This window comes from Paenibacillus sp. PvR098 (genome assembly GCF_017833255.1).
GTDB lineage: Bacteria > Bacillota > Bacilli > Paenibacillales > NBRC-103111 > Paenibacillus_G.
In genome coordinates this window covers 1,455,512-1,478,067 of record NZ_JAFIBU010000001.1, presented here as the reverse complement: position 1 = coordinate 1,478,067, position 22,556 = coordinate 1,455,512, and the positions used below count along the sequence as shown (strand labels likewise).

Annotated in this window: 24 protein-coding genes and 1 pseudogene; 19 read left to right on the top strand and 6 right to left on the bottom strand. The window is 46.8% G+C overall.

Translation table 11 applies throughout. The features are described from left to right. Window positions 1-16 precede the first annotated feature (16 nt). The gene (aroC, locus tag JOE45_RS07415; protein ID WP_210020808.1) at window positions 17-1,072 is read left to right on the top strand and encodes a chorismate synthase; all 1,056 of its coding nucleotides are present in this window, start codon (window positions 17-19) and stop codon (window positions 1,070-1,072) included. Between the two features lie 93 nt (window positions 1,073-1,165). Here the strand turns inward: aroC and JOE45_RS07410 are convergent, their stop codons facing one another. Then, the gene (locus JOE45_RS07410; RefSeq protein ID WP_210020809.1) at window positions 1,166-2,356 is read right to left on the bottom strand and encodes a benzoate/H(+) symporter BenE family transporter; all 1,191 of its coding nucleotides are present in this window, start codon (window positions 2,354-2,356) and stop codon (window positions 1,166-1,168) included. Between the two features lie 210 nt (window positions 2,357-2,566). Here JOE45_RS07410 and JOE45_RS07405 point away from each other — a divergent pair, with 210 nt between their 5' ends. The 4 genes from JOE45_RS07405 to JOE45_RS07390 all read left to right on the top strand — a co-directional run bounded on the left by JOE45_RS07405 (window position 2,567) and on the right by JOE45_RS07390 (window position 5,530). After that, window positions 2,567-3,379 carry an undecaprenyl-diphosphate phosphatase gene (locus JOE45_RS07405; protein WP_210020810.1) on the top strand — a complete coding sequence of 271 codons (813 nt, stop codon included), beginning with the start codon at window positions 2,567-2,569 and terminating at the stop codon, window positions 3,377-3,379. 119 nt (window positions 3,380-3,498) lie between these two features. Next, window positions 3,499-3,777 (top strand): hypothetical protein, encoded by a 279-nt coding sequence (locus tag JOE45_RS07400; protein ID WP_210020811.1) that lies wholly within the window; start codon window positions 3,499-3,501, stop codon window positions 3,775-3,777. 370 nt (window positions 3,778-4,147) lie between these two features. Further along, complete coding sequence (locus JOE45_RS07395; RefSeq protein ID WP_210020812.1) at window positions 4,148-5,185, top strand: CapA family protein; 1,038 nt, start codon at window positions 4,148-4,150, stop codon at window positions 5,183-5,185. Window positions 5,186-5,242: 57 nt separating this feature from the next. Beyond that, window positions 5,243-5,530: an EamA family transporter gene (locus JOE45_RS07390; protein ID WP_245246784.1), complete on the top strand. Its 288-nt coding sequence runs from the start codon at window positions 5,243-5,245 to the stop codon at window positions 5,528-5,530. A 153-nt stretch (window positions 5,531-5,683) separates the two neighbouring features. On the opposite strand, the gene JOE45_RS07385 is transcribed toward JOE45_RS07390, so the two are convergent. Both JOE45_RS07385 and JOE45_RS07380 read right to left on the bottom strand, forming a co-directional pair. Next, window positions 5,684-5,851 (bottom strand): XapX domain-containing protein, encoded by a 168-nt coding sequence (locus JOE45_RS07385; protein ID WP_210020814.1) that lies wholly within the window; start codon window positions 5,849-5,851, stop codon window positions 5,684-5,686. A gap of 208 nt (window positions 5,852-6,059) precedes the next feature. Then, complete coding sequence (locus JOE45_RS07380; RefSeq protein WP_210020815.1) at window positions 6,060-6,245, bottom strand: small acid-soluble spore protein H; 186 nt, start codon at window positions 6,243-6,245, stop codon at window positions 6,060-6,062. A gap of 188 nt (window positions 6,246-6,433) precedes the next feature. On the opposite strand from JOE45_RS07380, the gene JOE45_RS07375 reads away from it, so the two are divergent. The 7 genes and pseudogenes from JOE45_RS07375 (at window position 6,434) to JOE45_RS07345 (ending at window position 11,975) form a co-directional block, all read left to right on the top strand. After that, window positions 6,434-7,357, top strand: coding sequence for an AEC family transporter (locus tag JOE45_RS07375; RefSeq protein ID WP_210020816.1), 924 nt, complete (start codon window positions 6,434-6,436; stop codon window positions 7,355-7,357). 83 nt (window positions 7,358-7,440) lie between these two features. Continuing rightward, the gene (locus JOE45_RS07370) at window positions 7,441-7,665 is read left to right on the top strand and encodes a cold-inducible protein YdjO-related protein (protein ID WP_210020817.1); all 225 of its coding nucleotides are present in this window, start codon (window positions 7,441-7,443) and stop codon (window positions 7,663-7,665) included. A gap of 327 nt (window positions 7,666-7,992) precedes the next feature. Next, entirely contained in the window at window positions 7,993-8,841 is an 849-nt protein-coding gene (locus tag JOE45_RS07365) for a pirin family protein (RefSeq protein ID WP_210020818.1), read from the top strand. Between the two features lie 141 nt (window positions 8,842-8,982). Then, on the top strand, window positions 8,983-9,303 hold the full coding sequence (locus JOE45_RS07360; protein ID WP_210020819.1) for an NIPSNAP family protein: 321 nt from the start codon (window positions 8,983-8,985) through the stop codon (window positions 9,301-9,303). Window positions 9,304-9,348: 45 nt separating this feature from the next. Further along, window positions 9,349-10,288 (top strand): annotated as a pseudogene (locus tag JOE45_RS24145) (D-2-hydroxyacid dehydrogenase). 288 nt (window positions 10,289-10,576) lie between these two features. Further along, window positions 10,577-11,263: a PIG-L deacetylase family protein gene (locus tag JOE45_RS07350; RefSeq protein WP_210020820.1), complete on the top strand. Its 687-nt coding sequence runs from the start codon at window positions 10,577-10,579 to the stop codon at window positions 11,261-11,263. After that, a complete protein-coding gene (locus JOE45_RS07345; RefSeq protein WP_210020821.1) occupies window positions 11,235-11,975 on the top strand; it encodes an acyl-[acyl-carrier-protein] thioesterase in 741 nt (246 codons plus the stop codon). Before JOE45_RS07350 ends, JOE45_RS07345 begins: the two co-directional genes overlap by 29 nt. Before the next feature lie 92 nt (window positions 11,976-12,067). Here JOE45_RS07345 and JOE45_RS07340 read toward each other — a convergent pair whose 3' ends face one another. Then, a complete protein-coding gene (locus JOE45_RS07340) occupies window positions 12,068-13,021 on the bottom strand; it encodes a DMT family transporter (protein WP_210020822.1) in 954 nt (317 codons plus the stop codon). A gap of 278 nt (window positions 13,022-13,299) precedes the next feature. Here JOE45_RS07340 and JOE45_RS07335 point away from each other — a divergent pair, with 278 nt between their 5' ends. From JOE45_RS07335 to JOE45_RS07320, 4 genes are all read left to right on the top strand, one after another. Then, window positions 13,300-14,352, top strand: coding sequence for a LacI family DNA-binding transcriptional regulator (locus JOE45_RS07335; protein ID WP_210020823.1), 1,053 nt, complete (start codon window positions 13,300-13,302; stop codon window positions 14,350-14,352). Window positions 14,353-14,382: 30 nt separating this feature from the next. Beyond that, the gene (locus JOE45_RS07330; protein WP_210020824.1) at window positions 14,383-15,642 is read left to right on the top strand and encodes a nickel-dependent lactate racemase family protein; all 1,260 of its coding nucleotides are present in this window, start codon (window positions 14,383-14,385) and stop codon (window positions 15,640-15,642) included. 106 nt (window positions 15,643-15,748) lie between these two features. Beyond that, window positions 15,749-16,447, top strand: coding sequence for a pirin family protein (locus JOE45_RS07325; protein WP_210020825.1), 699 nt, complete (start codon window positions 15,749-15,751; stop codon window positions 16,445-16,447). A gap of 15 nt (window positions 16,448-16,462) precedes the next feature. Continuing rightward, complete coding sequence (locus JOE45_RS07320; RefSeq protein WP_210020826.1) at window positions 16,463-16,795, top strand: hypothetical protein; 333 nt, start codon at window positions 16,463-16,465, stop codon at window positions 16,793-16,795. Window positions 16,796-16,846: 51 nt separating this feature from the next. Here the strand turns inward: JOE45_RS07320 and JOE45_RS07315 are convergent, their stop codons facing one another. After that, window positions 16,847-17,857: an LLM class flavin-dependent oxidoreductase gene (locus JOE45_RS07315; protein WP_210020827.1), complete on the bottom strand. Its 1,011-nt coding sequence runs from the start codon at window positions 17,855-17,857 to the stop codon at window positions 16,847-16,849. A gap of 208 nt (window positions 17,858-18,065) precedes the next feature. Between JOE45_RS07315 and JOE45_RS07310 the strand changes: the two genes are divergently transcribed. Continuing rightward, entirely contained in the window at window positions 18,066-18,980 is a 915-nt protein-coding gene (locus JOE45_RS07310) for an NAD(P)-dependent oxidoreductase (RefSeq protein ID WP_210020828.1), read from the top strand. 105 nt (window positions 18,981-19,085) lie between these two features. Here JOE45_RS07310 and JOE45_RS07305 read toward each other — a convergent pair whose 3' ends face one another. After that, window positions 19,086-19,943 (bottom strand): M23 family metallopeptidase, encoded by an 858-nt coding sequence (locus JOE45_RS07305; RefSeq protein WP_210020829.1) that lies wholly within the window; start codon window positions 19,941-19,943, stop codon window positions 19,086-19,088. A gap of 160 nt (window positions 19,944-20,103) precedes the next feature. Here JOE45_RS07305 and JOE45_RS07300 point away from each other — a divergent pair, with 160 nt between their 5' ends. Further along, window positions 20,104-20,856, top strand: coding sequence for a 3'-5' exonuclease (locus JOE45_RS07300; RefSeq protein WP_210020830.1), 753 nt, complete (start codon window positions 20,104-20,106; stop codon window positions 20,854-20,856). A gap of 410 nt (window positions 20,857-21,266) precedes the next feature. Next, window positions 21,267-22,454, top strand: coding sequence for a HEAT repeat domain-containing protein (locus tag JOE45_RS07295; protein ID WP_210020831.1), 1,188 nt, complete (start codon window positions 21,267-21,269; stop codon window positions 22,452-22,454). Window positions 22,455-22,556 lie beyond the last annotated feature (102 nt).

The following is a 22,556-nucleotide window of genomic DNA, read 5'->3' as shown; positions in this document are numbered from 1 at the left end:
CAGGAGGGCTATAACGATGGCGGGAAATTCATTTGGTGATTTTTTGAAAATCACCACGTATGGGGAGTCTCATGGTGAATCGGTCGGAGTCATTATCGATGGGGTTACACCTGGAGTGGAAATAGACGAGCAGTATATCCAGATTCAGATGGATCGAAGAAAACCAGGTCAGTCCTCCGTGACGTCTCCCCGCAAGGAATATGACAAAATATATATTCAATCCGGGGTATATGAGGGCAAGACGACCGGAACCCCTCTTTTTATCACGCTATACAACAAAGACATGAGACCCGAAGCATACAACGATATTCAGCATTCGTTTCGCCCTGGGCACGCTGACTTTACGTATTTAAAAAAATACGGCATCCGGGATCATCGGGGAAGCGGCAGGGCATCGGGGAGAGAAACCGCAGGGAGAGTGGCTGCGGGGGCAGTGGCGCGAAAGCTGCTTGAGCACAGGGGAGTCAGCGTCGTAGCCTATACGAAGGCCATCGGCGGAATCGAATGCACATCCTTTGTTGAGGAACAAATCGAACACAATGCGGTCAGAGCATGTGATCCGGAAGCAGCGGTCAGGATGATTGAGAAAATCGAATCTCTGGCAGCCATCGGGGATAGCTGCGGAGGCATAGTGGAATGTAGGATACGAGGTGTAATTCCCGGCTTAGGAGAGCCTGCGTTTGACAAAATCGATGCGGATCTGGCAAAGGCCATGCTATCCATAGGCGCTGTGAAAGGAATCGAATTCGGGGCTGGATTTGCGGCAGCCGGTATGCTGGGAAGTGAACATAACGATCAAATGAACGCGTCCGGTTTTTTAAGTAATCACTCAGGGGGGATTCTTGGAGGAATCAGCACAGGGGAGGAAATCATTTTCAGGGTTGCCGTCAAGCCGACCTCTTCGATTTCCGTCCCTCAGCAGACGATTCGTACCAGCGGAGAAGAACAAGTCATTGTGACAAAGGGAAGACATGACCCGTGTATTTGCCCGCGAATTGTACCTGTAGTCGAAGCCATGGCCTGTCTCGTGGTAGAAGACCACTATAAGCGTCAAGCGGCTTTGCATCAATAAAAATAAAAGTGTGTCTGAGGTAAACGATGATAGATTGCGCTTAATATAAATAGGGGCTGTCCCTCGCCATTGGCATGGCATATGGGACAACCCCTATTTTCCTTCCAGCTGCCTTTCCAAAGGTCTTTTCGTTTCTCTAAAATATATGCCCTCTCCCAATATTTTGGCCGAGAACACTCCGAACATAAGAGACCACACCGGCGCGGCAATTCCCAAAAAAGATACGTTAGACACAGCGATCGCAAACGCGAACACGGTGGAATAGCGATAGGAAGACTCGGAAAAAGCGGATTGCAGGCTGTTCATCAGCACGCCTACCATAGTAAATCCGGCGACGATGGTAATAAAAGATGGCGGCAGTACCTCAATTAAGCTAACCGCTCCCCAAGCGAAAAGGCCAAAGAGTAGCACGAGCCCTCCGGAAACAGCAGCACCCCAATACCGCTTATGTTTGGGACCGGCCTCGTCTTGGCTGCAAATGGCGCTCATAATCCCCCCAACGACGGCGGCATGACCTCCGAAAAAGCCGACAAAGGTTGTAGCTAGCCCCGAAATGGCCAAAATCCGGTTGGCAGGCGGCTCGTAACCATTTTTCCTTAATGCAGCGAGAGCCACAGCAATATCGTTGCTTAAGATCAGCACGGCGACCGGAATCGTAATCGAGATGAACGCATTCGTGCTGAAGGAAGGCATCACTGTTTGAGGCCATACGAATGCCGCTTCGTTCATCGGAGTATAAGAGCCGCTGATCCAAAGCCCGATGACGGCGAATAGTAATACGCCTATAATTGGCGGGATCTTCTTGGATAGCTTGGGCATGGCCAAAAATCCCAATAGGGCAAAACCTCCGATTATCGGAGCTTGCTTGAGAGCAGGCACCATTTTTACGATGTAAGTCAAGACCAATCCCGCCAGCATGGCATCGAGCATCGCTCTTGGAATATATCGAAGCCATTTTTCGAAAACGCCCGAAAAACCGACGATAGCAATAACGATTCCCGCCATGATGTAGCTCCCTGCCAGCTCGGATACGGAAAATCCGGCAACAGCTGTGCTTAAGAAAGCAGCCGCTGTGATCGAATGGGCACCGGAGGTTGGAATTTTGTACATCAGAGACAGCACGAGATTTAATAAGCCTCCAAAAAAATAAACGGCAAAAATCCAAGAAATGAGCATGGGCCTGCTGAAGCCTGCGGCGTTCGCCGCGTCGATTAATAGAATAACCGGTCCGGTGCAGGCTAAAAGCGCGGTTATGATACCGCTGGTAACATTTTGCGAGTTCAAGTAAGGCACCTCCGGCAGAAACTACGTTCTATTATAATCCTAATGGGCCATTTTCGCATTTTTTTTGTCGAAGTTCGGACTCAAATCGAGCTTAGGTTAGCGGAAAGAAAGTGAACGTAGGCTTGAAACTTGAAGACTTCTATTTGTTTTCTCTATAATGTTAATGTTATAAGTCAGTACACATAAATCATAGAATCGAGGGATAACCCATTGGAAGACTTCTTAATCGTCATTAAATACGGGCTACTGGGCTTGCTGCAAGGCTTAACTGAGCCGATTCCCATATCCTCCAGCGGTCACTTAATGATTGCACAGCATTTGTTCGGACTTCACATTGAAGGCTTGAGTTTTGCGGTTTTTGTTAATTTTGCTTCGCTTCTTGCCGTATTGCTAATATACAAAGAAGATATCCGCCGGCTGGCGGTGAATGGATGGAGATATATTAAGGATCGGAGCCCTGATGCTAAATCGGACTTTCTATTTATCATGTATCTTATTCTAGCAACGATTCCTGCGGGCTTCATAGGTATACTGCTTAAAGATTACATAAGCGAGATGCTGGAGGGCTTGAAGGTCATAGGCGTTACTCTCCTTGTTACCGGGATTGCATTATGGCTGATCCGTAATCTGAGAGGGCGGAAGCAGGATGCGGATCTGACGTGGAAGGATGCTCTGATCGTAGGATTAGCCCAAGCCGTAGCACTGATTCCGGGAATTAGCCGTTCGGGGGCCACGATCGTCGCGGCGATGGGGATAGGCATGAAACAGGAAACCGCATTACGCTTTTCGTTCTTCTTATATATCCCTATTAGCATAGGGGGAATGGTATTAGAAGGAGGGGAGCTGTTATCCGATCCTAATCTTAACGAGCTGATTGTTGCTTATATTGTAGCATTCGTTCTAACGTTCATTGCTACCTATTACTCTTTAAAATGGTTTATGGGTATCATGGCTCGGGGAAATTTAAAAGTATTCTCTATTTATTGCTTCGTAGCAGGTACAGCTGTACTTCTATTTCTCTAATGTCAGTCCCAACCCAATCGAATTAAATACGAGGAATAAAGAGCTGTTGGATGAAATGAAATTCTACCTGCTGAGCGGCCCGGCTTCTGAGCCTTTAACACGGAAGGTATTGAGAGGAATTGGAGGATCATCTTCAGTTAGCCCAACACAACGGCAAATCCTTTGAGGATGTGTTTGGGAAGGATCCCAAAGCCTATTGCGATGAGCTGATTAAGGAAATCCCTAAACGAACGTTATTGGAACGAGCCAAGTTTATGCTTCTCATTCCAATCCTGCTGCTCCAATGGAAGCTGGACGAGGGAATTGGCGGAACGCTTATTCTTTCGCTCTTTGATATCAGCGGATATGTAATCGTGTCTCTGGTATGCGCTTCGCAAAACCGCATTCAAACCCTATAAAGCGGCGTTCTGGATGATCAGCAGCCTTGTTCTCTGGACGTTAATGATTTTTATCGGTTTAGAATTTGCGGAAAGACGTTTGTTGCCTGAGGGTCCGACACTAGAATTGAATGGAGTCCCAGCCTATACGATAGGAGCCTTTGGATTGCTGTTCATCATTGCTTCTCTTTTTTGGACCCACGTTAAGAAATCGTTCCGCCGTCAGGACGAAAGATGATTCGGATTGGAGACCTCTCATTCGAATAGGCGGTTCCCCGGGTCGGGCTCCGCCCCTTTATCGTATAGTGTATTGGGAAATCATACTCTGTCTCCACTGGATAAAAGATGCGGTTCGCAAATGGGGAGACTCAACGGTAAGGGGTGGGAGGTCTTGACTGAAATACGGATAGCTGCTGTGGGAGATCTCATGGTGAAACGTTACATCATTTCCGATGCCAAAGCTTCTAACGGAGGACGATATTCATTTGACCGGCTATTCAGTAAAGTAGCCCCTTATCTGAAACAGGCAGATGTAACGATCGGAAATCTTGAAACCACCTTTGCCGGAAAAATTAGACCTGTTGGTTTGAGGAATAAAAAAACGGGGTGTCCACTGTTCAGTTGCCCGGATGAACTGGCGCCCGCTCTCCATAAGGCTGGATTTGACGTTGTGACAACCGCGAACAATCACTGTATGGACACCGGGACCGCAGGCCTGAGTCGAACGTTACGAATTTTGGATCAACATGGAATTCGGCATACAGGTACGTTTCGTTCTTCTACAGAATCCCGGAAGTTTCTTATTATGAATGTCAAGGGAATTAAAATTGGTATTCTGTCTTATACCAAGGGAACCAATGGAATTCCGGTGCCTTCCAACAAACCATGGATGGTGAATCGAATGGGTTCCCGAAAAATCATCCGTGACATTCGGCATCTGAAAACCAAAGTAGACCTCGTTATCATCTACCTTCATTTTGGAAGAGAATACCAAACCATTCCCAATAAAGAGCAAAAACGTTTAGTCAGCCTATTATTTAAACATGGAGCCCATATTATTTTGGGGTCTCATCCGCATGTTCTGCAACCGATGGCGGTACGCGGCAATAGAAAATTCGTTATTTATTCACTAGGCAATTTTGTATCTACCCGATTAAAGAATAATCCGCTGACACAAAGCAGCATTATACTAAATATAGATGTGAAAAAAGCCAGCGATGGAAAAACGATCATCAAAGGTGTTCATTACCTCCCTGTTTGGGTCCGAAGATCGATAGACGGCAACCGCAAAATAACCGAGGTCATTCCCAACCGATCCAAAGAAGATCTTAGCTTGCCGCCCAAGGAAAGCAGGCTTATGAAACGTATGCTGAACCATACGAGAAAAATCATTAAGCGCTCGGGCGTGAAAGCTGAATCCCATGGCTAAATCCGTTTTTTGAGTGATTTTCTTTGTTCGACAGGATTAGGGAACAGGAGTATGATCATGAGAGCTTTGCTCGCTTCGGTGTTTTTGAAGGAGATCATTAGAGGCGTAGGGTATCGGCTGAAGCGGGTAGGCGCGAGTGAGGCCTCCATATTTTTGAATTTACAGCCCTTTGTGGCGATGATCGTCGGATTTATGCCCCTTGGCACACCGGTGACTACGGTACAAATCATCGGCTCGATGCTTATTGTTGGAGGTGTTGTGCTCGCTACGGCACGGAAAAGAGGTAAAGCGGACGTCATGAAGAGTCCGCTGTCAGCACCGACGTCCATTCCCAAAGATTCATAATCAAATTGAACGGGTCTGCCGTAAGCATCGTCAGAAAGCCGAAATCCGGCTTGGCTATGCTTATTTTTATTTCATCGCAGCTACAGTGTTGGGGAAAGGGACAACGGTCCAAATCACGCTGCCCTCGGTGAAATCATCTCATCTAATGGTTGGTTATTTCAACCAATCTATTAGCCGCTGCATAAGGATACCCCCGAAATATATGCCTATAATGCCTAATATCCCGGGCAGGACTGGTGGAGCTGGGAGGGGTAATTTTAGCAGCTTAAATAGGGATCCAACGATAAGCCCGGCTAACAGTGACAATACCAATTCTTTCATTAATGACTACTCTCCATTATTAAGGAATTTGAAATTCTATGTTATAGATATCTTATCCTTTTTACTACAAAATGCAACCGCCTCCTCCAATGGATTAATATACATATAAGTTTACCTCAATAAAACGAGCAGGCTTTCGCTTGTGCGGCAGCCTGCTCGTTCTCCTTATTTAAGGAGGGTTAGATATATAGCATATCAATACAAGGGATTAATCTTCATGTTCAACTAGAATGTTTAGAGGGACTTGCTGCTCATTCTCGGGCTGGCCAAGCGGATAGATTCTGGCTGTTTCACTCTGTTTATCTACATGCTGAATATAAATCGGTATCCCTTCATATGTTACATTTGCCATTACAGGCGATGAAGCAATTTCACTGGCTCGAAGCTTGTTCATATCCGTAACCTCCATGTTTTGGTATACCGGATTTAATGTGTACCTCCATTGGCTTAATTATTCTTATAAGCTTGATTGAATCTTATAGGAGCCAGCTATTACGTTTATTGACTTTTCATCTTAGACGAATGGTTTTTATTGGGATTATATTGAGAAGTAATTGAACTTATGGAGAGAGGAATTACGGCATGCTTCAGTCGATTGTTTCTACCTTATTTCAAGTCATTGTGCCTCTGTCCATACCCGTGTTTGTGGGGGCGATCCTTGGGCGTTACAGGAATCTAGAAACCAAGCCTTTATTAACTTTATATTTATATTTTTTAAGTCCGGCCATTATTTTGGACACCTTAAACGATGCGGATATTTCTTTGGGTGATGTATACCAAACGATTGGATTTTGCCTACTTCATCTTATATTGATGTGGGCTCTTGCGAATGGATTAGGTAAAATACTCAAATGGCACTCCGCCGAAATTGCAGGTCTTACTTTGATCTCGACCTTAACGAACAGCGTTAATTATGGCCTGCCGCTCGTTCTTCTTGCTTTCGGAACACTTGGATTAGAGAAAGCATCGATTTATGTTATCATCCAAATGATTATCGTAAATACGATCGGCGTCTATTTTGCGGCTCGTTCTCAATTTTCCGTGAACAATGCCATCAAATCCGTATTTTCGCTGCCGGCTATTTATGCGGCGCTACTGGCTATCGTGCTTCGGGCTTTAGATCTTCACTTGCCGGCAGGCATTGAACAAGGAGTCTCGCTTGCTGCAGCAGCGTACTCCCCCGTGGTGTTGGTAATATTAGGAGCGCAAATGGTTAGCGTGAACAATTCAGAGTTGGAACCAAAGGCCCAAACGGCGTTCTGGACGGGTTTGGTCGTACGATTGTGTGCAGCACCGGTTATCGCGTGCTTCGTTTTATATGTGTTAAATATTAAAGGGACGCTGTTTTCGGTTCTTTTCATTTTGGCTTCGATGCCAGTCGCCGTCAATGCGGTTATATTAGCAGAGAGATTTAACGCTTCACCTAAGTTTGTTTCGAAATGTATTCTTTGGACGACACTGGCTTCTTTTATCGTTTTGCCTGTTCTTATTGCGCTGGTGAAATAAAGTTAGTTGGGGGCTTGCATTATAACCTTCCTATGTATAATAATAGATAGTCTACATTTAGTTGAAGGAGGGAAATCATAAACATGTCAACGTCGACTTCTGAGGCACAGACAGAGGAAACAAAGCAAATTCCTATATGGAAATGTAAAGATAGTGAATGCAATGCCTGGATCCGAGATGAATATGTAACGGACGCATCTCCTAGCTGCCCGCTATGTAATAGCATGATGGAACAAAGCTATAGAGAAGTTCCGCTTGTCATAAAGAAAGTTAGAAAAACGTTTATTATGGGAAAAAGAAGGTTCTAGCACTTTTTAAGCAAATCGATTTTTAAGAAGAAGCCCATGCCGCGATGCATGATGGCTTCTTCTTTAATATAGTCTGCCGTTCAAGGCCCGTTACTCACGGTATCGGGATCGAGCTTAACGTGTTATCTCCCATAAAGAACAATCAGATCGTTAGGGTTCCTAAGCTCGTAGTAAAGGGAAGAAATCAAATCACGATTTATTCCAATGAATAGTGGGATAGATCGTTATAGTCACTTGATAAAAGTAAGTAATATTTCTATAATGATACACAACGCAGTAAGTCGATTTTGACTCACGAATAGGAAACAGTCAAGGAGGCATAAGTACATGAACGATAAAAGTCACGTGTACCAACGGGATATTGAACGTGTTTGGACGGCGAAGAAAAACCGGATTAGTCCAACCCATCAGAACAGCTTCATTCTGGAGCCAGGTCACTGGGAAAAATACGATCCGTTCCTCATGCTTGCTGAAGATTGGTTTCAGAAGGGTTCCTTCGATGTCCATCCCCATCGCGGCATCGAAACCGTCACTTATGTGATGCAAGGAAAGCTGGAGCATTATGATAATAAAACCGCCGGCAAGGACGAGCTGCTACCAGGCGATGCTCAATGGATGACGGCTGGACGCGGGGTGATTCATAAGGAAGATCCTGCCGTGGGAGAGACCGTTCATTCCCTGCAGCTTTGGGTCAATCTGCCAAGCAGTGACAAAATGACCGAGCCGCGATATCAGAATCTCCGAAGCGCGGATATGCCTTTGCGGGTGGAGGAAGGGGTGACGGTCCGCGTGTTCTCAGGCTCCTCCAACGGAGTGACGGCCTCTACGAAAAATGTTGTTCCCATCACAATGGTGGAACTGAATGTGGATCCGGGTGCGTCCGTCAAGCAAGATCTGCCTGGCTCATACAACGGCTTTCTATATGTCCTTGAAGGTGAGGGGCTATTCGGACGGGAGCGTACAAGAGCCGGTGAGGGGCAAGTCTTATGGCTCGGGACTGCCGAGAATAGCCAGGCAAGCGAGGTCGAGATCATGGCTGTAACGAAGCTCCATGCTTTATTGTATGCAGGCCAACCGCTGAACGAGCCCGTTGTCGCCAATGGCCCCTTCGTCATGAATACGCAGGAGCAAATCCGTCAGGCATATCAGGATTATAGGGACGGTAAGTTTGTCTGAATCGAAGGAATCGATTATTCAGTTATTTCCGCGGCGGAGAAAGTCGCTTATAATGAGACAAGTAAGGGCCAAACCAGACCGAACATAGAACGATAAGACAACGTGATTTGGCCGACTCATTATTGAAAGGAGAAATGTTAGATGATTTATGAACTCCGTATTTACCATATTCACCCGGGGAAAATGCAGGCGATCAACAATCGATTCTCCAATTTCACGTTGGGTATCTTTGCAAAGCACGGTATGCGGGTTGCCGATTTTTGGGAAGATATCAGCGCTGAGAACAACCGGTTGTATTATGTATTGGAATTCGATGACATGGAAGCGCGCGATGCGGCATTTAAGGCTTTTCAGAGTGATCCTGAATGGCAGAAGGTCAAAAGTGAATCGGAGAAAGACGGCCCGATCGTAGAGAAGCTGGAAAGCATTTTCCTTAAGCGAGTGCCTTATTTTTCGAAATAAGCCGGCAGTGGTTATATCACTGATATCGAAGGGATGTCTAGGCCAATGTCGAAAATCGTATGTGTCCAATCTTTGTCTCCGCATCAAGCAGAGCTCATTCGCCAGACCGCACCTGATTGGGATTTCGTTCACGGCAAAGAGAAGGAGCTATGGCTTACGCATTTGAAGGATGCTGAGATCATTGTAGGCTGGAACAGCGCAGTACAAGAGGAGTGCTTGAAGCCAGGCTCGAAGCTGCGTTGGGTACAGAGTTGGAACGCAGGCGTCGATAATATGCCGTTTGAAGACTTCGCGCAGAAAGACATTATCGTAACCAATGCGAGCGGCGTCCATGCTTATCCGATATCTGAAACTATTATTGGGATGATGCTCGGATGGACGCGTAAAATCCATCTTTCGATTCGGAACCAAACAGAATACCGGAAGGCTGGGCGAAATCCATGGGAAAACGATCGGTATTATCGGCGTTGGGGCCATTGGCGAGGAAACTGCCCGGTTGGCCAAAGCGTTCGGCATGAACGTGCTGGGCTTCAGAAGATCGGGGAAATCCTCTCCGTATGTAGACCGCATGTATGATCGTCATGGACTGGATGAGCTGCTTGCTGCGAGTGACTATATTGTCGTCACACTTCCCTTGACGAAAGAAACCGGGCACCTGATTGGCCGTAGGGAATTTCAATGGATGAAGTCTTCGGCCTTCTTTATCAATATCGGCAGGGGAGCTACCACAGACACGGATGCATTGATTAACGCACTGCAAGAGGGCGTCATTGCAGGTGCGGGTCTCGATGTGTTTGAGCAGGAGCCTCTGCCGGAGTCCAGCCCTCTTTGGGGGATGGAGCAAGTGATCATGACCCCGCATAATTCGGGATCGACCGTTTATTATGACGAGCGGGTGGTTGAGCTTTTCCTGCATAATTTGCGCGATTATGTTGAGGGCCGGGAGCCGTCCTTAAACCGCGTTGATTTGGAGAAGCAGTATTAATCCATACTGATATGGACCATGGAACATCATTCATTGTTATATGAAGTTTACGGTTTTCGTGTTTACAGAGACCGTAAGCTTTTTGTTATGACAAGAAGTGCGTCTAGTTCACTTTGATGTATAAAAATCATACGATCCGCCCTACTTTGAAGAGATGGCTCCGCTTTTCTTTGAAGAAAGGCGGATTTTTTTTCGTAAATGGACGGATCATGGTACGATGAACAGCATCACAATAAAGCTTAACTTCATCTCCTCATTTGACTATAATAATGTAAGGGGGCTGATGAAGTGAGTCAAACCGTAGGGTTTATATATGCACATCCGGACGATGAAACTTTTCTGAGCGCATGTCTAATCAGGCAGCTCGCGGATCAAGGGCATCGGCCTGTTCTTCTGCTTGCGACGAAAGGGGATGCCGGTAAAAAGAACGGTTACTTAAGCCATTTAAGCAATGAGGAATTGGCTGAGGTCAGGGTTAAAGAGATGGAGAAGGCCGCGGAAATCCTTGGATTATCTGTAGTTGAGCATTTAGGGTTTCCCGACGGCAAATCGAATACCGTGGATGAAAAAATATTTATTGACGGCATAGTCAACTTCGTAAATACATATGAACCGTCGATGCTGTTCACTTTTCCGGCGGACGGCGGAAACTTCCATCCTGATCATATGACCATATCCAAAATGACAACGGCTGCGGTATTAAGCGGAAGATGTCCGTCCGTGAACAAGCTTTATTATTCCATGTCCAATACATTAATGGAGGAAGGTTACAAGCCCTCGATTGTCATAGATACGGAAGAACAGTGGCCCATGAAAGCAGATGCATTAAAAGCGCACATGTCTCAGATTTTTGCGATTGAAAGACACTTCGGGAAATTGGATTCCGTTCCAGAAAACCGGCGATATGAATCTTTTGTGCTAGCTTGGGAAAAAGGGAGGATGGACCATGCGGGGTTCGTGGAAGGACGACTATAAGATCAGCTCAGATTATACCGACTTCAGGGGTCAATGTCGTCTGTCCTCTTTACTGGCTTTAATGCAAAGAGCAGCAGATGCCCATGTGGAGAACATGGGGGTTCCTTGGCAAGAGATGAAGGATAGCGGCATGGGCTGGATGTTGATTACGTTAGATATAGAATTCAAAAGGATGCCTCAAATATTGGAGACGATCTCCATACAAACTTGGAGTAAAGGAACAAAAGGTGTCTTATGGTTAAGGGATTACCGAGTACTGGATGAGGCGGGAAGCCTGATTTTACAATCCAGAACGGTATGGGCCCTGGTCGATGTGGGGAAGAGAAAAATACTGCGTCCTTCAGCGTTCCCGTATCAGCTTGATGTTCACTCTGAAGAATCTATTGGTGATGTGCCCGATAAAGTGCAGGTTCCATCGGATGTACTGCTTCATGAGGCCTATCAAGTGCGGGTGCGATATAGTGGAATTGATGCTAACGGGCATTTAAATAACTCTCGATATGTGGACATTTGTATGGATGCACTTACCGAAGAGGAATTAAATCGAATCTCGCCGCGAACCTTTCGGATTACCTATCACAATGAAGCGCGAATGGGAGATGACATACTGCTTCTAAGGTCGGAGCTTAGCGAGGGAAGCATTTATTTTAGAGGGGAATTCCAGGACGGCAAGCCTGTGTTTGAGGCCTGTATGGTCTTGGGATCAAATTAAAAGGTAAAGCAGTCTATCACTTTCAAGAGAAGTGAATAGACTGCTTTTTGTTATCATCGGATTGTATAGATCCGAACCAAAGGATCATGTCTCTAGTGGCCAAGCCTCTTAGGCCCTGAAGAAGTTAGTGTGCTGGCCTGTGAGCCGGATGCTGCTTTTGGCTGATAGGTCCCGATGACGATGCCCAAGGTTGTCAGAACGAAGGCCAGCGCGTGAATCCATTGGATCTGTTCGCTCAGAAACAAGACAGCGCCAATCATGCTTGCAAACGGCATGCCGTTAATGAACATGGCTGTTTTGTTGGCCCCGATCAGCTTGATTGCGTGATTCCAGCCCAGCGAGCCCAGGGAAGTGGCCACCCAAGAAGATAGCAGCAGTACAAACCAGCCCATCGCTGTGAAATGGACGTATTCATGTGCGGACGTTCCGTATTGGATAAAGGCACCGAAATTTAACATCACTCCGCCAATAAGGGTGGAGTAAGTCGTGATGATAAGGATCGGCATGTTCGTGCCCGCTAACATTTTGATAAACAGTCCGCCGATGACGTAAGTCAGCATCGATAAGAACATGATCAGATCTCCATGTCCTGATATTGCGATCGAAGCTCCAGGTGAATTGGACAGGAGTACAATCAATACGCCTGAAAACCCGGCCAATATGCCCAGAAACAATCGGAGATTCATTTTCTCGCCGGCAAAAAGCGCAGCCAGAAGTGCCGTTGTGAGCGGATTGAGTCCGAGAATAAGTGATGCGTTCGTCGCGGTCGTTGTCACGAGCCCGTAAGTAAGAAATATTTGGTGAAAGAAAATAGAGGTGGTTCCGATGAGCGCCAACAGCAGCCACTGCTTTGGACTCGGACGATACAAACCGTATTTACGCCAGACAAAAGGAAGAAAGAATATACCTGCCAGCGGGATCCGGATAGCCGAAAGCAAAAAGGGCGGAACCATCTCCGCCAAATATTTGACCATCACGACATTTAATCCCCAGAAAATGACGACTAAGGTCAACATCACGTATATAAATTTAGTTGTGTTTACCACTTTGCCAGCTCCTATACTTGAGTTCAAACAAAAAAAGGCCGCGGTGCTTCGAGCCGCATTCCTTTACCCTTATCTTATTAAAGCACAGATTAGCTTAAAGGGAAATACATAAAATGGTGTTTTATGGCATGGATTACGGATTTATCAGGTGTCATTTTTGTCCTATTTTTTGGTATATTATGGACGAAGGGAGCAAAGTATGTTAGGATGAAATCCAAGAATTAGTTAAACGTTTAACTGCGTTTTCTATGTACAATATTTTAAAGTAGGGATGGTCAATGGCGACAATCAAAGATGTTTCTAAAAAAGCTAATGTGTCCATAGCTACCGTATCCCACGTGCTCAATAACACCAAATTTGTCAGCGAAGGCGTGAGACAAAAGGTCCTTGAGGCGGTAAGAGAGACGGGATACACACCCAACAAGATTGCCAAAAGCTTGAAAATGAACAGATCCAAAACGATCGGTTTAATCGTCACGTATATCGAAAACCCCATCTATTCCAAGCTGTTCAGAGTCATTGAAGAAGCTGCCCGACTTCAGGGGTATACGGTCATTGTGACGAACAGCAGTGATGACCCGGAAATGGAGGAGATGCAGATTGAGCTTTTATTGTCCAATCGGATTGATGGACTGATCGTCGTCCCGGCCAAAAACAGCACAATGAAAGAAAGCCCCATCATCCCGGCTGATTTTCCAGTCGTTCTACTTAACCGAAGACTGGATCGTGAGCAAGCTACCAATATTGTGATTGAGAACAAAAAAGCCGCATACGAAGCCGTGACGCATTTGATCGAGAAACACAATTATCAGTCCATCGCGGCTGTTATTGGGGCCAGATCGAATATGCTTAGCTCGGAGAGGGAAGCAGGCTATAGCGAAGCGCTTTTGGACCATCATGCGGAGGTCCATCGCGAATGGATCGTCGAAGGGCATTCCACTTTTCAAGGAGGATTTATCGCCACCCAGCAGCTTATGGAATTGCCCCATCCTCCCCGTGCCATCTTTGTATCCGGAACGAACATGATGCTGGGCGTATTGATGCAGCTCAAAAAGATGGGTCTGAAATGTCCGGAAGATATTGCGTTGATCGGCTTTAGTGATTCGACGGTGAACCCGTTGATGGATCCACCGCTCTCCAGTATTGCCCAACCGACCAGTGAGATGGGAGTGATGGCGGTCGAACGGATGATCCAGAAAATAGAGGGGAGGGAGAATGAACACGAAACGGTGATTCTTCCCTATACCATTCATTATCGCAGCTCGTGCGGCTGTCAATGGGAACCTACGTTAGAATTGTTGAATGTAGGAAATAAGTATTTTCATCCGTAAAACCATAAATTAATTATCGGAGGAAAAACTATGAAGATCAAGATTCCTTATGGGGAAACGGCAGTTGAGACACAAAAGCCAGAGCACGCGGATGTGTTGATCCCATCCGATTTGAAAGCGCTTCATAATCCACGGTCGGAAATTCGCAACAGTATCCGAAATCCGATCGGAACACCGCGCCTTGCGGATATTTGTCGGGGTAAAGAATCCATTGTTATCGTGATCAACGATATTACTCGCCCGAGTCCCTCGGATTTGTTTGTTGAAGAGATCCTGGACGAATTAGCTACCATTCAAATTCGTGACGAGCAGGTGACGCTGGTCGTAGCAACCGGGAACCACCGCCCAAACACAGATGAAGAACTGCGTAAGATGGTCGGCGACCATGTGTTCTCGAGAGTGAAGATCATAAATCACCATAGTGAGGATGAGAACAACCTGGTGGACTTGGGCGTAACCAAACGAGGTCTGCCGATTGTCGTCAACCGGATGGTAGCCGAAGCCTCCGTCAGAATTTTGACGGGTATTATCACGCCTCATCAGTCTGCGGGCTACAGCGGGGGCCGCAAAAGTATTATGCCGGGCGTCGCGGGAATCAAAGCGCTGATGAAGCATCACTCCTTTCCCATTCGTTCCTACGACCCGATTTTAGGGCAAATGCACAACAATTCGTTCCATGACGAAGCGTTGGAGGCTGCTCAAAGGGTAGGGGTGGATTTTATCATCAATGTAGTCAAAAACAGCAAAAAAGAAATCGTTTCTGTTGTGGCTGGGGATCTTGTGTTAGCTCATCAGGAAGGCGTGAGGATATGCGACGAAAGCTGGAAAATTACAGTAAAACATCTCTATGACATTGTCATTACGAGTCCGGGAGGGTATCCTAAAGATTTTGATTTGCATCAAGCGCAAAAAGCGGTAACTGCAGCAGAAATGGTTGTTCAAAAAGACGGTGTAATCATTCTGGTTGCGGAGTGCAGAGACGGTGTAGGCAAGTTCGCCAAGTGGCTTACGGACGCGAACGATCCCCAGGAGGTCATTGATGCATTTATCAAATTTGGCTTTACACCGGACCATTCATCGAAAGCGTTCATGTTCGCCAGAGCATTGAAGAAAAGCCATATTATTATTGTCGGCTCCCATATTGAATCCGAGCTTCTGGAGTCTATGTTTTTCAAAACGGCTCAAAGCGTAGAGGAAGCTTTAGAAATGGCATATCAAATCAGGGGAACAGCTGCAAGTGTATTGTTCATTCCTTATGCGATTGACTGTATACCCGAACTTGAATCATAGAGGAATCATTCATGAATAAATATTATCATGGTTTGAACAATTGTCTCATACGGCTTAAAATAAGTGTAAGCTAACAAACAATCCATTCGGAGAGGAAGTTCCATATATGATTCAGGTATATCCGGCGGAATCCCGCTATGCTGTGGATCTTGGATGGCTGCGCAGCCGTCCCAGTTTATCCTTTGGAGAGTATTACGACCCGGACAATACAAGTTTTGGGGTCATGCGGGTATGTAATGACGATGAAGTAGGAGCAGGGCGCGGGTTCGGCCCCCATCCGCACAGCGATATGGAGATCGTCACGATTGTGCTTAGCGGTGCAGTCAAGCATGAGGACAATTTGGGCAATGTGGAGGTGACTTCTGCCGGCGAAATCCAGCGAATGACGGCGGGGAGCGGGATGATTCACGGGGAGTACAATGCTTCAGAGACCGAGGAGCTGAAGCTCCTGCAGCTGTGGTTTATGCCAAGCGAGCGGGGACTTATGCCTTCCTATGAAACGAGCAGCTACGATCCGAAGGGGATGATGAATACACTGCTGCCTGTAGTCTCGCATCAGGGATCAGAACAAGTGGCGGTCATTCATCAAGACATGACGATTTACTTAAGCAGGCTGGAGCAGTCCAAGGAAATCTCTTTCCAACAAGAGGAAGGTCGGCGTGTGTTTGTATTTGTCATCGAAGGACGATTGACGGTGGACGGCATCCCTCTGGGGACCAGAGATACAGCTAGAATCGAAGCTTTGTCCCAAATGACCATCACGGCGGATGAAGAAGCGTTCTTCATGCTGATCGATCTGCCTTAAGGAGGAGATACTGTAATGAAGGAAACCCTTTTGGTGAAACATGCGGTGGGAGGCAGAACGTTTATCGATACAGGCAAGCAGTCCGTCGAATATAAACAAGAGCAAGCGGGAGAAGGCTGGAGATTTATCCTGAACACACCACTGGATTCGAACGTAGAGGAAATCCTGAAATGGAAAAGTGAACTGAACGTGTTTCTTTTTCATGAGTTCGATGATCAACCGACGAAGAAAGTTTGGTATTACGTCAAGGATGGCCCTGTGGTATTCGATGCGCAGAATGAACAATTAACGATCGTTGCAGAGTCTCGAATCGAGTATGTGCCTGATCTGTTCAGCGCTTCAGTTTGAATGTATATCAGAACAAAACGGCCTGCCCCCTTGTGGAGCAAGCCGCTTTGTTTATCCTTGTAATTGTAATCCAAACGCTTCCGCTAGGAGTTGATACGAACGAATACGGGCTGTAAAGTCATGGGTAGGGGTGACCACTAGAAATTCATCGGTACGGTAATGTTCACTCATCATGAGCAGTTTTTCCTTAACCTGCACAGGCGTACCTATCACCCGCCGCTGACGGCCTTGGCGAATTCGTTCAAAGTCGTATTCTGTATAAGGATAATCCATCGCTGTTTCCACTGAAGGCAGTGAATGCAGCTCCATACCACGTTCCAATCGCAGAAAGAATAAATCCATGCTCATCGCGAGCCGATTCGCTTCTTCCTCTGTTTCGGCACAAATGACCAGGACGGCGACCAGGGATTGCGGTCGTTCATTCAGAACGGAAGGACGGAAGTTTTCCTGATAATATCGCATAGCCTCTTCACCGCCCGGGGCTCCGAAAAACTGTGCAAAGCCGTATCCGGCCCCTTGCCGTGCGGCTATTTTAGCACTTTCGTCACTTGAACCGAGCAGCCACAGCTCGGGAGCCGTTGAAATGGAAGGGGATGCTTGCAATCGGGCAAACCGATGATAGGTGGGCAGTGCATCGTGTAAGTAACCGGTCAAATCAGCCACCTGCTGAGGATACTGGTCGATATCAACGGCTTTCCCTTCTTGAAGAGCTCTTGTAGCAAGCGGGACACCGCCTGGTGCACGTCCAAGCCCGAGATCGATTCGGCCAGGATGAAGCGCTTCGAGAAGCCTGAAATTCTCCGCGACTTTATAGGCGCTGTAGTGGGGAAGCATGACCCCTCCCGAACCGACCCGAATGCGAGACGTCGCCGCGGCCAAATGGGCAATCAGCACCTCCGGGCTCGAATGTGCGAGAGACTTCGAGGCATGATGCTCGGATATCCAGTAACGGGTATAGCCGAGCCTGTCTGCTTCTTGCGCAAGCTTAGTCGTTTCCGTGAGCGCATCGGCGGCCGTTCGTCCTTCACATATATGGGATTGGTCCAGTATACCCAATTTCATTCGTAGATCACCTCTGGTCATGAGAGTAACAAATACAAAACTATAGGTCAAATAATGAGGTGACAGGCCCCAAAATAACGTAGATATTCACGGATATTGTATGATAAAATGATTGTTGCGTTTGGCAATATTGGAAATTCATGTTTGCAATGATATTCACATTGGACTGCATTCACATCTTAATGAAGAGAAAAGGGAGGAAGCACAGTTGAAATTGGCATTTATTGGATTGGGTACGATGGGGAAACCAATGGCGCTTCATCTGCATAAAGCAGGGTATCCGCTGACGGTTTACAATCGCAATCGTGAAAAAGCAAAGGATTTTGAAGGACTTCCGTCCGTTCGCATTGCAGCCTCACCGGCTGAAGCAGCGGCACAAGCGGATATCGTCTTCACCATGCTAACGGATGATAGGGCTGTAGAGGAAGTATACTTGGGTGAGCATGGCATTGTTTCTGTTTGCGCTGAGGCAGCCGGAAGCAAGCCGCGGATTGTGGTGGACTGCAGCACCATTTATACGGAATTGAGCCAAAAGCTCGCACAAACATTGGCCTCTTACGGTGTGGAAATGCTTGACGCCCCGGTGACCGGAAGTGAGCCGCAGGCCATCGAAGGCATGCTGACGTTCATCGTTGGAGGAAAAAGCGAAATCTTTGACGAATGTTCTCCTTTCTTTGATATTATGGGTAAAAAAGCGATTTACATGGGAGGCAGCGGAGCCGGGGCGAATGCCAAGCTTGCCAATAATATGCTGGTAGCGGCCAATTTGATGGCGCTTTCCGAGAGCCTGGTAATGATTCAAAAGTCAGGGGGAGACCCGGAACGATTTTTGGAGGTGCTAGCCGGCGGTGGAGGACGCAGCGGAATGGCGGAAATGAAAGGCCCCAAGATGGTCGATCGTGATTTTTCAGCGCAGTTCATGACACAGTTGATGCATAAGGATCTAAAGCTGGCTAACCGGTTGGCGGAGTCGCTTCAGGTTCCGGTACCTGTGTTGTCTTCGGTCAAGCAGGTGTTCCAAACGGCGTGTAACAGCGGATTGGGTGCGGAGGATATGAGCGCCATTATCAAATGCTACGAAGCCTGGACCGATACGGTCGTAGGTCAGAAGGAAAACAATTAAGATTGTAAAGCCCGCGCTATGCGGGTTTTTCTGTGAGGAGGGAATGTAGTGAAAGCCCCCCGATCCTAAAAGAGGATGGGGGGCTGAGCATGTTTTGGACGCGGCTTAGCGGTTTGTTTCCCACCATTTCAGATAGGGGAACGGATCCACCGTGTACCACGCAGATTTGTCGGTTTTATAAATTCCAAAATGCAAATGAGGTTCGAACTTTCCCTCCGTGCCTTCGGGGCCGTATCCCGTACTGCCGACATATCCAAGCAGCTGCCCCTTCTTCACCTTGCTCCCTTTTCCAATGCCTGCCGCATATTTACTGAGATGAGCATAATAAAACACGGTTGTGCTGTTCACCCGAACCGTCACACGGTAGCCTCCATACTCATTCCAGCCAAAATTGATAATTTCGCCATCGTATACACTGTAGACCGGAGTGCCTTTAGCAGCGACAATATCGACTCCTTCATGCTTACGGTCGGTATTGACGGTTGGCGACCAGCTTCGGTTGTCGCTGTAGTTATTTACTAGAGGACCTTGATAGCTGTTCTTAGACAAAGGAAAAAGACCGTCAGCTAAAGAAGCCGGCTTAGTTAACGAGGGTTTTGCCACCTGCGCATCCGGTATGAATACAGTTAAACCGTTCCAAATATTATTCGGATTTGCAATTTGCGTATTTGCGGCAATCAATGCGTTTAAGGTGATGCCAAATTTCTTGCTGATATCCCACATGGATTCATTGTTTTTCACGGTGTATGCGGTATGGCCGGGAACCTTCAAGGCTTGTCCGGGATAAATGACGTCCGACGACAGTCCGTTCATTTCCTTCAATGCTGCAACGCTTATTTTGTGCTTTGTCGCAATCTTCCAAAGGGAATCTTCGGGCTGGATCGTGTATGTAGCTCCATATGCTATTCCTGAAAACAGCAGCAGGCTGGCGGTGAGACCTGCGATTCGTGCGGTCTTAAGCAAATCTATCAGCTCCTATATCATGGTGATAACTCCATCATATAGGATTAAAAGCGAGGTTTTAAGCGTTAAATATTGGCATTTGAACATGAAATGGCAATGAATAATGGTAGGAAACGCAAGCTGAACGTGGTATTCTTATAAAAGAGGTGATAGATAAGACATGCATTATATCGTCATTGATTTAGAGTTTAACGGCAGAAAGCATTATGACATTCATCCTATGGAAATTATCGAAATCGGGGCAGTCAAGCTGGACGACCGATTTGAGATTGTAGATACGTTCCAAAGCTACATTCGCCCCAAATTTCGATTAAATAAATTCGCCTTACAGTTTACAGGCATTCCGAAAGAAACCTTGCTTCAAAGCGATCGGTTTCGAAACGTGATTGACAAGTTTATTGATTTTTGCGGAGAGGATTATAAGATGCTGGCTTGGGGCGGCAGCGATTACTTTCATTTATTCGTGGATTGTAAAGTAAACGGAGTCGCTGACGAATGGCTTGCGAAACTGATTGATATGACCTCAATGTTCGAAGGAGGCCTGCACAAAGCGTTGGCGGGCTATGAACTGCAGCCGATCGGTCAGCACCATTCTGCACTCGATGATGCGCTGAATGCGGTTCAGCTGCTTCGGATCAAACCAGAGACCGTCGCTTCTGAACGATATTATGGTAAAGATTTATTTAAAATATGTACGGGCGGAATTAAAAAACAAATTGCGTCCAGTCTGGACGAAGCTTTATCAAGTGATCATGTCCTGACATGGGACAAGTTTATAGAAGATGAGAAGGTTCAAACGTATTTCTCGATTATGAAGCTTACTCCCTCTGAAATTCGGATGGTCAAACAGCTGTTCGAGAAATTCTTTAAAATGAAATACGGACGCAGGGCTAAAAAGCTGCAGCTAGCTTAAATGAAGCTGCAGCTTTTTTTTAGTTCAGTCCGTTTTTTTCCTCTACTGGATATGTTGAAGATTTACAGCATTCAGTGCAGTAGACGGAATGAATACATAAATGCAGCTTCATGTCCTCGTCGTACCCGTTAATCATCTTTAGATCATCGATGGGCCGGTAAGGGGAGTAAGGTCCGTAAAAATCGCTAAGTTTTCCTTCATCACTCGCCGGATGTCCGCATACAGGGCAGGGGTACTCTAGCGGTTCCATTCCATTACATACTGCGCAGTAATAAGACAAGTTCATCGCCTCCGAATTTTTCTATACGGGTTTAGATTGCGCTAATCTCGAACAAACAAAGCTTTCTTACGGCTAGGTTGTCATGTATACTTGTCATATATTCAAACATCATCATGGGGGAGAACATTCGATGAGTCAATACGGGGATTTCGGCGGATTGGGCCGACAATACTTGCAAGCCGAATCATACGGGGCGGCAACTTTTTGTTTTTATCGCGCGATTGTGGAAAATCAAGAAAACGGTAACGCATGGAACGGTCTTGTACTGTCCCTGAGCCTGATGCGTAAAGAGTATGATGTACAAACGATTCTTGCCCGTTTTGCCATGCAGCAAGAAGTTCCTTACGATAAGGAAATGATTTCATTTGCCATGATGATGTGGCGGCAAAGCCCTGGAGCCATGGCGGAATGGCTGCGAAGCATGCTTACCCGGGACGGCTTGAGCACTCAGGAGAAGCAGTCGTTTATGCAGATGGCCGAGGAATTGGAGCAATCGTATCGGGATTTGGTCGAACGTTACGGGGAAGCGACGCTTAAGGAGCAGAGCATTCTAAGTCTCTCCGAATATGCGAACCGGCGGATTGAGCTCGATTGGCTGATGGCAGAGCCGCTTGATAACGTTTATGAGCAGATCAAAATATGGCTCGAGCAAGATGCGGAATCGGTGCTTACCGGAATCCGTCTGCTGTGCATGATTCCGGATGCTCGCAGTGAAAAGATGCTGCGGAGGGTTTGCCGCAACGAGGCGATCGATCCAAAAGCCAGAACGCATGGGCTGCTTGCTTTAAGATGGCTGGGTGTACGCGGAAACGTAAAGCTGAATAAGTTTGAAGAATCGTTCGTCATAAATCTTGACGATCCGAAGCCGGAGCTGACCATCTCGGTACCTGTAGCGTACAAGCCAGCGCTCGACCGCATGAAGTTGTGGATGGCCATGCAAAAAGGTTTCGTCACGCCGGAGGATTACGAGAAGCATGCAGCTACAGACGAGCCAGAGATGCCCGCCGCGCTCGCGGCAAAGGTAGAGGAAGCGGATATTCCGGGAATGCTGCAGGAAGTGGTCCATACACTGATTCGTGCGGCTTACGATAAATATTATCCATTGGTTCCTACTATCAGAGGAACACGGCAATGGAGCGCTGCCCTTCTGATGCTGATGAAAGATTACGTTGAAGGGATCGGCGAGGAATGGTCGTATGGAGAGCCGGAGCAGGATGAAACGGCTGTAGGACACCGGAATTGGCTGGTCAGCGGCAGTCCTGAGTATTACGATAGCATTAAAGCGACCAGAAGGCTTAGAACGGGTCAAGCTGGATAATGGACATAATACAATGGGGCTGCGAAAGACGCAGCTCTGTTTTTTTAAATCCACGTGTTTTGAAATCCGTTGTTTCAAGCCGCGTGAATTTGGTTATATACC